This window comes from Cupriavidus sp. HMR-1, from assembly GCF_000319775.1.
Taxonomy (GTDB): Bacteria; Pseudomonadota; Gammaproteobacteria; order Burkholderiales; family Burkholderiaceae; genus Cupriavidus; species Cupriavidus metallidurans.
The window spans coordinates 1-7,913 of the sequence record NZ_ANKP01000172.1 but is presented as its reverse complement, the minus strand read 5'-3'; the positions used below and the strand labels follow the sequence as shown (position 1 = coordinate 7,913).

The 7,913-nt window shown below is 65.5% G+C and carries 7 protein-coding genes; 3 read left to right on the top strand and 4 right to left on the bottom strand.

Translation table 11 applies throughout. The features are described 5' to 3' along the window. The 3 genes from dapF to D769_RS19465 form a co-directional block, all read right to left on the bottom strand. The coding region (gene dapF / locus D769_RS19475; protein ID WP_008648560.1) for a diaminopimelate epimerase at positions 1–715 on the bottom strand (715 nt) is incomplete at its 3' end. Between the two features lie 14 nt (positions 716–729). After that, complete coding sequence (locus D769_RS19470) at positions 730–1,623, bottom strand: lipid A biosynthesis lauroyl acyltransferase (protein WP_008648559.1); 894 nt, start codon at positions 1,621–1,623, stop codon at positions 730–732. Then, positions 1,620–2,540, bottom strand: coding sequence for a lysophospholipid acyltransferase family protein (locus D769_RS19465; RefSeq protein WP_008648558.1), 921 nt, complete (start codon positions 2,538–2,540; stop codon positions 1,620–1,622). Before D769_RS19465 ends, D769_RS19470 begins: the two co-directional genes overlap by 4 nt. Before the next feature lie 259 nt (positions 2,541–2,799). Here D769_RS19465 and metK point away from each other — a divergent pair, with 259 nt between their 5' ends. Both metK and D769_RS19455 read left to right on the top strand, forming a co-directional pair. Further along, positions 2,800–3,963, top strand: a complete 1,164-nt coding sequence (metK, locus tag D769_RS19460) for a methionine adenosyltransferase (protein WP_008648556.1) — start codon at positions 2,800–2,802, stop codon at positions 3,961–3,963. 142 nt (positions 3,964–4,105) lie between these two features. Next, positions 4,106–4,999 (top strand): Kdo hydroxylase family protein, encoded by an 894-nt coding sequence (locus D769_RS19455; protein WP_035881267.1) that lies wholly within the window; start codon positions 4,106–4,108, stop codon positions 4,997–4,999. A gap of 45 nt (positions 5,000–5,044) precedes the next feature. Here the strand turns inward: D769_RS19455 and D769_RS19450 are convergent, their stop codons facing one another. Beyond that, positions 5,045–6,448: a coniferyl aldehyde dehydrogenase gene (locus tag D769_RS19450; protein ID WP_008648552.1), complete on the bottom strand. Its 1,404-nt coding sequence runs from the start codon at positions 6,446–6,448 to the stop codon at positions 5,045–5,047. Positions 6,449–6,709: 261 nt separating this feature from the next. Between D769_RS19450 and D769_RS19445 the strand changes: the two genes are divergently transcribed. Further along, a partial coding sequence (locus D769_RS19445) for a GMC family oxidoreductase N-terminal domain-containing protein (protein ID WP_008648551.1) occupies positions 6,710–7,913 on the top strand: 1,204 nt, incomplete at its 3' end.

Below are 7,913 nucleotides of genomic sequence, written 5' to 3'. Positions count from 1 at the left end.
GGATGCCGGCCACCACGGCCGCGCAGGCGCCCGTGCCGCATGCCAGCGTTTCGCCCGCGCCGCGTTCGAACACGCGCAGCCGCACCGTGTTGCGGTCGACGATCTGCATGAATCCGGCATTGACACGGTTCGGGAACGACTTGTGGTGCTCGATGACCGGGCCGTCCTGAAGCACCGGGAATTGCTCCACGTCGTCCACGATCTGCACCGCGTGCGGATTGCCCATCGACACGGGCGAGATCCACTCGGTGCGGCCGTTGACTTCGAGGCCATAGAGCGTGTCCTGAGCTTCGGCGCGCGTCGGCAGGCCGTCGGCGATGAATGGCACGCGGGCCGGCGTGAGTTCGGGCTCACCCATGTCCACCGTCACCTGACCGTCGTCCTGCAGCTTCAGCGTGATGACGCCGTTCATGACTTCCACGCGAACCGACTGCTTGTCGGTCATGCCACGGTCCGTGACGAAGCGGACGAAGCAACGGGCGCCGTTGCCGCAGTGTTCGACTTCGCCGCCGTCCGCATTGACGATCCGGTAGCGGAAATCCACATCGTCGCGCGAGGATTTTTCAACGATCAGGATCTGATCGGCGCCGATGCCGAAATGGCGATTTGCCAGCGCGCGCCATTGCGCGTCGGTCAGATCGAGCTTCTGGTGAATGCCGTCCAGCACGATGAAATCGTTGCCGGCGCCGTGCATCTTGGTGAACTGGAGTTTCATGTCCGGAATTGTAATCAGTAGATGTCAGGTTCGCCGGGCGGGCGGTGCTTGAAGCGTTTATGCACCCAGTAGTAGTCGGGCACGCGCGGACGGATGGCGTCCTCGAAGAACGCGTTCATGCGCCGTGTGTCGTCGGTGACGCTTTCGCCGGGATAGTCGTCCCAAGGCGGCAGGATGTGCAGGACATACCCCTTGTAGTCCGGCAACTGCTCGGTGTAGATGGGTACGACCTTGGCGCCCGCAAGCCGGGCCAGCCGGGAGACCGATGTCAGGGTCAGCGCCTCCACGCCGAAGAACGGCACGAACTCGGAGTCGCGCTCGCCGAAGTCCATGTCGGAGATCAGCTGCAGGGCCTCGCCTTTCTTCAGCACGCGGAGGATGTTGCGCACGCTGTCGTTGCGCGAAATCATGTTGGCGCCGAAGCGGCCGCGCGCGACCTTCAGGAAATCATCGAACAGCGCGTTCTTCTGCACCGTGTAGAGCGAGGCGCCCGATCGGCCCACGGTGTCGCGCAGGTGCATCGTCAGGCGAATCGCGCCGGCTTCCAGGCCGGACAGGTGCAGTGTCACCAGGATATGGGGCGAGCCGTCGAGCGAGGGCAGGTCGCCCTGGTCGTTGATCTGCACCAGCTGGCGCATCTTTTTCTCGTTGCAGGTCCAGAAGATGCCGCCCTCGGCAAAGCTGCGGAAGACCTTGCGGTAGGTCTCGCGCGACATCGCCTCGATTTCCGCATCGGTCTTGTCCGGGAAGCACAGCCGAAGGTTGGCCCGCACCACTTCGCGGCGCGGGTTTGGGATCATGAACAGAATGCTGCCTAGCGCCTCGCCGAAGCGGGCCACGAACGGGTAGGGGAGTTTGCCCAGCACCGTCAGCAGACCGATGCCGAGCCACGTGAAGATCCGGCTCATTGAATGTTGTTGTTGGTAGTGGCCTGTGCAGCGGCACGTGTAGTGGCCTGTGTGGTGGCGAGCGTGTCCGGCGGCAATTCCGCGCCGGTTGGACACTTGTAGCGGTTATACCCCCACAGGTACTGGGTCGGGTCGATAGTGATCAAGTCTTCGATAGCCGCATTGATCACGGCCGACGCCGCAGCGGGATCTTCGGGCAACATCCCGCCATCGCTCAGGATACGCAGGTGGCCGCGATAGCCCGCGCCCTTCGGCAGTCGTTCGGCATAGACCATCACCACCGGGGCCTTCGTCAGTTGCTGCAGCCGGTGCACCAGCGTCATCGAATAGGCCGGCTTGCCGAAGAACGGCGCCCAGGTGCCCTCGCCGCCGCTTGGCACCTGATCCGGCAGGATGCCGACCGCTTCGCCGCGCTTCAGGGCCTTGACCAGCATCCGCACGCCGCGTGGATTGGCCGGGGCCATCGCCATGTTGGGCCGGCTGCGCATCTGTTCGACGAACTCGCGCAACCATGCCTGGTGCGGCGGCTTGAACATCGCGGTGACGCGGCGCAGGCGCGCGTACGACTGGGGCAGCACCTCGAAGCAGCCCAGATGCGGCGTCAGGACGATCACACCGTTGCCGGCCGCCTCCAGGCGCGCCAGTTCCGGCCAGAGATGATCGTCGAAGTTGTCCGTGCGGACCGTGATGGACTTGCGGCTCCAGAAGTACGGCATTTCCATGATCAGCCGGCCCGAGTGGCGCGCGGCTTCCGCCAGCATGGCGTCGGATGCATCCGGATAGGCGTGGCGGAAGTTTTCCTCCAGCCTGCGTCCATAGCGGCCTGGCAGCCGTGCCGCCAGCAGTCCCAGGGCGCCGCCGATCGCGTGGAGCGCGCGCAGTGGTAAGCGGGAAATCAGCCAGAAAATAAATGTCATGACGCCGTCAGGGCTAAATTCGGCAGCGTGCCGGCCGTGAATAACAATATCGGGTTTGCATTGGCCGCCGCCTGTGGCATACCCAACATGGCACGCTGCAGCGAGGCCGGCAGGCGCGTATAATAGCCTGCATCGCCGAGTTAACTGACAACTTGCGGGGCGATGCCGCTCTACCCGAGGGGCTTGAAAATACCGCTAAAGCGTCGCCGCATCGTTTCCCGAGGCTGGCACGCAATAGCCAACTTGGAGAAACCAGATCGTGTCGAACGATTTCCTTTTCACTTCGGAATCAGTCTCCGAAGGCCATCCCGATAAAGTAGCCGACCAGATTTCGGATGCTGTCCTTGACGCGATCCTTGCCCAGGACAAGTACGCCCGCGTGGCGGCCGAGACGCTTTGCAATACGGGACTTGTCGTGCTGGCGGGTGAAATCACCACGACTGCCAACGTCGACTACATCCAGGTCGCGCGCGAAACCATCAAGCGCATCGGTTACGACAACACCGAGTACGGCATCGACTACAAGGGCTGCGCCGTGCTGGTGGCCTACGACAAGCAATCGCCGGACATCGCCCAGGGCGTGGACCGCGCGTCGGACGACTACCTGAACCAGGGCGCTGGCGACCAGGGCCTGATGTTCGGCTATGCCTGCGATGAAACGCCGGAACTGATGCCGTTCCCGATCTACTACTCGCACCGCCTGGTAGAGCGCCAGTCGCTGCTGCGCCGTGACGGCCGCCTGCCCTGGCTGCGTCCGGACGCCAAGTCGCAGGTGACCGTGCGCTACGTGGACGGCCGTCCGCACAGCGTGGATACCGTGGTCCTGTCGACCCAGCACGCGCCGGACATCTCGCAGGCCCAGATCCGTGAAGCCGTGATCGAAGAGATCATCAAGCCGGTGCTGCCGGCCGAGATGCTCAAGGAAACCAAGTACCTGGTGAACCCGACCGGCCGTTTCGTGATCGGTGGCCCGCAAGGCGATTGCGGCCTGACCGGCCGCAAGATCATCGTCGATACCTACGGTGGCGCTTCGCCGCACGGTGGCGGTGCGTTCTCGGGCAAGGATCCGTCGAAGGTGGACCGTTCGGCCGCCTACGCCGCCCGCTACGTGGCCAAGAACGTCGTGGCCGCCGGCCTGGCGCGCCAGTGCCAGGTGCAGGTCAGCTACGCGATCGGCGTGGCCCGCCCGATCAACGTGACCGTGTACACCGAAGGCACCGGCAAGATCTCCGACGAGAAGATCGCCGCGCTGGTTCAGGAGCATTTCGACCTGCGTCCGAAGGGCATCGTCCAGATGCTGGACCTGCTGCGTCCGATCTACGAGAAGACCGCCGCCTACGGCCACTTCGGCCGCGAGGAGCCGGAGTTCTCGTGGGAAGCCACTGACAAGGCCGCGATTCTGCGCGCTGCCGCCGGCCTGTAAGCGCCTGCCGCTGCGTCCGGGCGTTCTGCCGGATCAAGACCCCGCCGGTCCTTCGGGAGCGCGCGGGGTTTTTTGTTGATCTTGCTGCACAAGACCTCGGGCACAGTAGGGGTAAAATCCGGTCCAAACCGAACTTAATGGAATGGCTATGTCTCTGGATCTGATCCGTACTCAGCCCTACACCGACTGGTCGCCCGAAGTCTCGCCGGAGACGCAGGCGACGCTGCGCCGTGAACTGGAACAAGGCGCCGTGCTGTATTTCCCGAACCTGCATTTCCGCTTTGCGCCGGGAGAAGAGCGTTTTCTCGATAGCCGCTACTCGGACGGCAAGTCGAAGAACATCAACCTGCGTGCCAACGAAGGCGCCGTGCGCGGCGCGGCGGGTACCCAGCAGGACCTGACCGATCTCTACAACCTGATCCGCCGGTACGCCGAATCGACCGAGTCGCTGATTCACGCGCTGTTCCCCGAGTATGGGCCGCACATGACGCGCGCGGGTACCTCGTTGCGGCCGAGCGAGATCGCCGGACGCCCGGTGAGCTGGCGCAAGGACGATACGCGCCTGCACGTCGATGCGTTCCCTTCGAATCCGCTGCTTGGCAAGCGCCTGCTGCGCGTGTTCCACAACATCGATCCGGAGGCACCGCGCGTCTGGCGCGTGGGCGAGCCATTCGCAGATTTCGCGGGCCACTTCGTGCCGAAGACCCACGGGATGTGGCCCGGCCAATCCTGGCTGATGAAGACCCTGCACATCACCAAGCGCGCGCGCAGCGAGTACGACCATCGCATGCTGCAGCTGCATGATCTGGCCAAGGCCGATCTCGACTACCAGAAGTCGGTGCCGCAACAGGAATTCCAGTTCCCGCCGGGTTCGACCTGGATCGTGTTCAGCGACCAGCTTCTCCATGCGGCCATGCGCGGCAAGGCCATGATGGAACAGACCATCTACCTGGACCCCGCCGCCATTGGTGACCGCACGCACTCGCCCGAGGCTGTGTTGTCGAAGATGCTGGGCAAGCCGATGCTGGCGGCTTGAAGGTGGGAAATACGCCCGTTCCCGTAGCGCGGGAGCCGGGCGTTGTCAGCGCAGCAGCAGCTTCAACATCGACTCGAACCGCTTGCCGTAGGGCGGCTTGAGCAGTCCGGCGCCATTGAGGCCGGCCTGATGGAAGATCGGCTTGAGCTTCGAGAACGTCTCGAAGCCGGCCTTGCCGTGATAGACGCCCATGCCGCTCGGGCCGACGCCGCCAAATGGCAGGTCGTCCTGGGCGATATGGAATAGCGTGTCGTTGACGGTCACGCCGCCGGCTACGGTCTGGCGCATCACACGGTCCACCACATCCCCCGACTTATCGAACACATAAAGCGCCAGTGGGCGCGGGCGCGCGTTCACGAAGCCGATCGCGTCCTCGATGCTGCGATACGTCACCACGGGCAGTACCGGCCCGAAGATTTCCTCCTGCATCGCCATCACGTTGTCCGGCACATCCGTCAGCAGCACCGGCGGCAGGCGGCGCGCGGCGGCGTCCGGCGTAGCATCGGTCAGCGGCACTGCCTGCGCCCCCGCCGCGGTGGCGGCGGCGATCATCGACTCCAGCCGGTCGAAGTGACGTGGGCTGATGATGCTGGTGTAGTCGGGGTTGCGCGCGATATCGGGATAAAGCCGGCTGACGCAGCGGCGAGCCGTCTCGGCGAAGCGGTCGCGTTGGTCGGCTTGCACCAGCACGTAGTCGGGCGCGATGCAGGTCTGGCCCGCGTTCAGCAGCTTGCCCACCAGGATCCGCTCCACGGCCCGCTCGAAATCGGCATGCGGCCCGATGATCGCGGGTGACTTGCCGCCCAGTTCCAGCGTGACCGGCGTGAGGTTCGCCGCAGCGGCCCGCATCACATGGTGGCCGACGTTGGTCGAGCCCGTGAACAGGAGGTGGTCGAATGGCAGGGTGCTGAAGGCGGCAGCCACGTCGGCGTCGCCGTTGATCACGGCCACCTCGTCGGGCGCGAAGGCCGCCTGCACCAGTTGCGCGAACAATGCGGAGAAGCGTGGCGTGTACTCCGACAGCTTGACCATCGCGCGATTGCCGGCCGCCAGCGCGCCTGTCAGCGGTCCGATGGTCAGGTACAGCGGGTAGTTCCACGGCACCACGATGCCGACCACGCCAAGCGGCTGCGGCATCAGGCGCGAGCGGCCAGGCTTGAACCAGAGGCCGGTGCTGGCGCGGCGCACACGCATCCAGCGCTTGCCGTGCCGCAATGCGTCATCGATCCCGGCCACGCTCGGGAAGATTTCCAGCAGCGCGGTCTCCTGCCGCGGACGATTGGTGAAGTCCGCGCTGATGGCTGCGGAGATGGCTTCGTGATTGGCCTGCACGAGCCTGCGCAAGCGGCGCAGCCGGTCGGCCCGCACATCCCATGGCGGTGTCTGGTCGTGCCGCGAGGCTGCGCGCATTGCATCAAACAAGGACGACATGGCGGGCACTTCTCTCATTGGCGGTCTCCTTCTGGGACACGGTTTGGTTCCGGGGCGGGGCGGCAGCCCGCAGGCCATTGACGATTGACCATCGGCCACCATAAGCCAGCCGCGCGGTTATCGCAATGGAGGGTGACTACCAAACGCCGCGCGGCGGCCGGGTTGGGCGAAGTGGCATCGCCGCGCTTCACGGCTCCCCGCGCCAGCGCCTACACTGGATTTTCGCGACACGCGTCCGCTGGGGACTGGCAGTACGGACACCGACACGCGAGGAGACAGATGGAAGCGACCTTTGACTATCTCGTCGTGGGCGCCGGCTCGGCCGGCTGCGCGCTGGCCGGGCGGCTGGCCGACAGTGGCAACGACAGTATCGCGCTGCTCGAGGCAGGCGGCCACGATCACCATGTGCTGGTACGCACACCCGCCGCGGGCGCTGCGTTCCTGCCACGGGCCGGCTCGCGCAATGTCGGATACCGAACCGTCCCGCAGGAAGGGCTGGACGGCAGGCGAGTCAGCCTGCCGGGTGGACGCGGCCTCGGCGGCTCATCCTTGATCTCCGCCATGATCTACACGCGCGGCCGCCCGGCCGACTACGACGCCTGGGCCGATGCCGGCTGCGACGGCTGGTCGTGGGTCGACGTGCTGCCGTATTTCCGCCGCGCCGAGTGCAACGCGCGTCTGGCCGGCGAGGACGACGATCCGCTTCACGGTGGCACCGGGCCGCTGCACGTCAGTGACCTGCGTTCGCCGAACCCGTTCGCGCACCATTTCATCGACGCAGCACAGCGTGCCGGCATCGTGCGCAACGGCGACTTCAACGGCGATGAGCAGGAAGGCGTGGGCTGGTATCAGGTGACCCAGCACAACGGCGAGCGATGGAATGCCGCGCGCGCCTATCTGCACGGCGGCAATGCCCGCAACCGGACCAGCAACGGCGGACGCAGCCACCTGCACGTGCTGACGGGGGCGCACGTGCTGCGCGTGCTGTTCGAACGCAGGCGCGCGGTGGGTGTCGTTGCGTGGCGCGACGGCAAGGAACTGGAAATCCGCGCGCGTCGGGAGGTGATCCTTGCTGCAGGCGCGTTCGGGTCTCCGCAATTACTGATGGCCTCCGGCGTGGGGCCGATGATGCATCTGCGCGAGCTTGGCGTTCCCGTGGTCCACGACCTGCCAGGCGTTGGCGCCAATCTGCAGGATCACGTGGATGTCTCGGTGCAACGACGCGTGCGTGCGTCCGAACTGTTCGGCATCTCGCTGGGCAGCGCCTTCCGGCTGATTGGCGAAAGCCTGCGCTATCGGCGCGAGCGATCGGGCATGCTGACATCGAACTTGGCCGAAGCAGGCGCCTTCGTGCGCAGCCGCGCCGGGCTGGCCGAGCCCGACCTGCAATTGAGTTTCGTGGTGGGGCTCGTCGACGACGAGACGCGCCGCCTGCGCCTGGGGCACGGCTACGCGTGCCATGCCAGCGTGCTGCGCCCGCGCA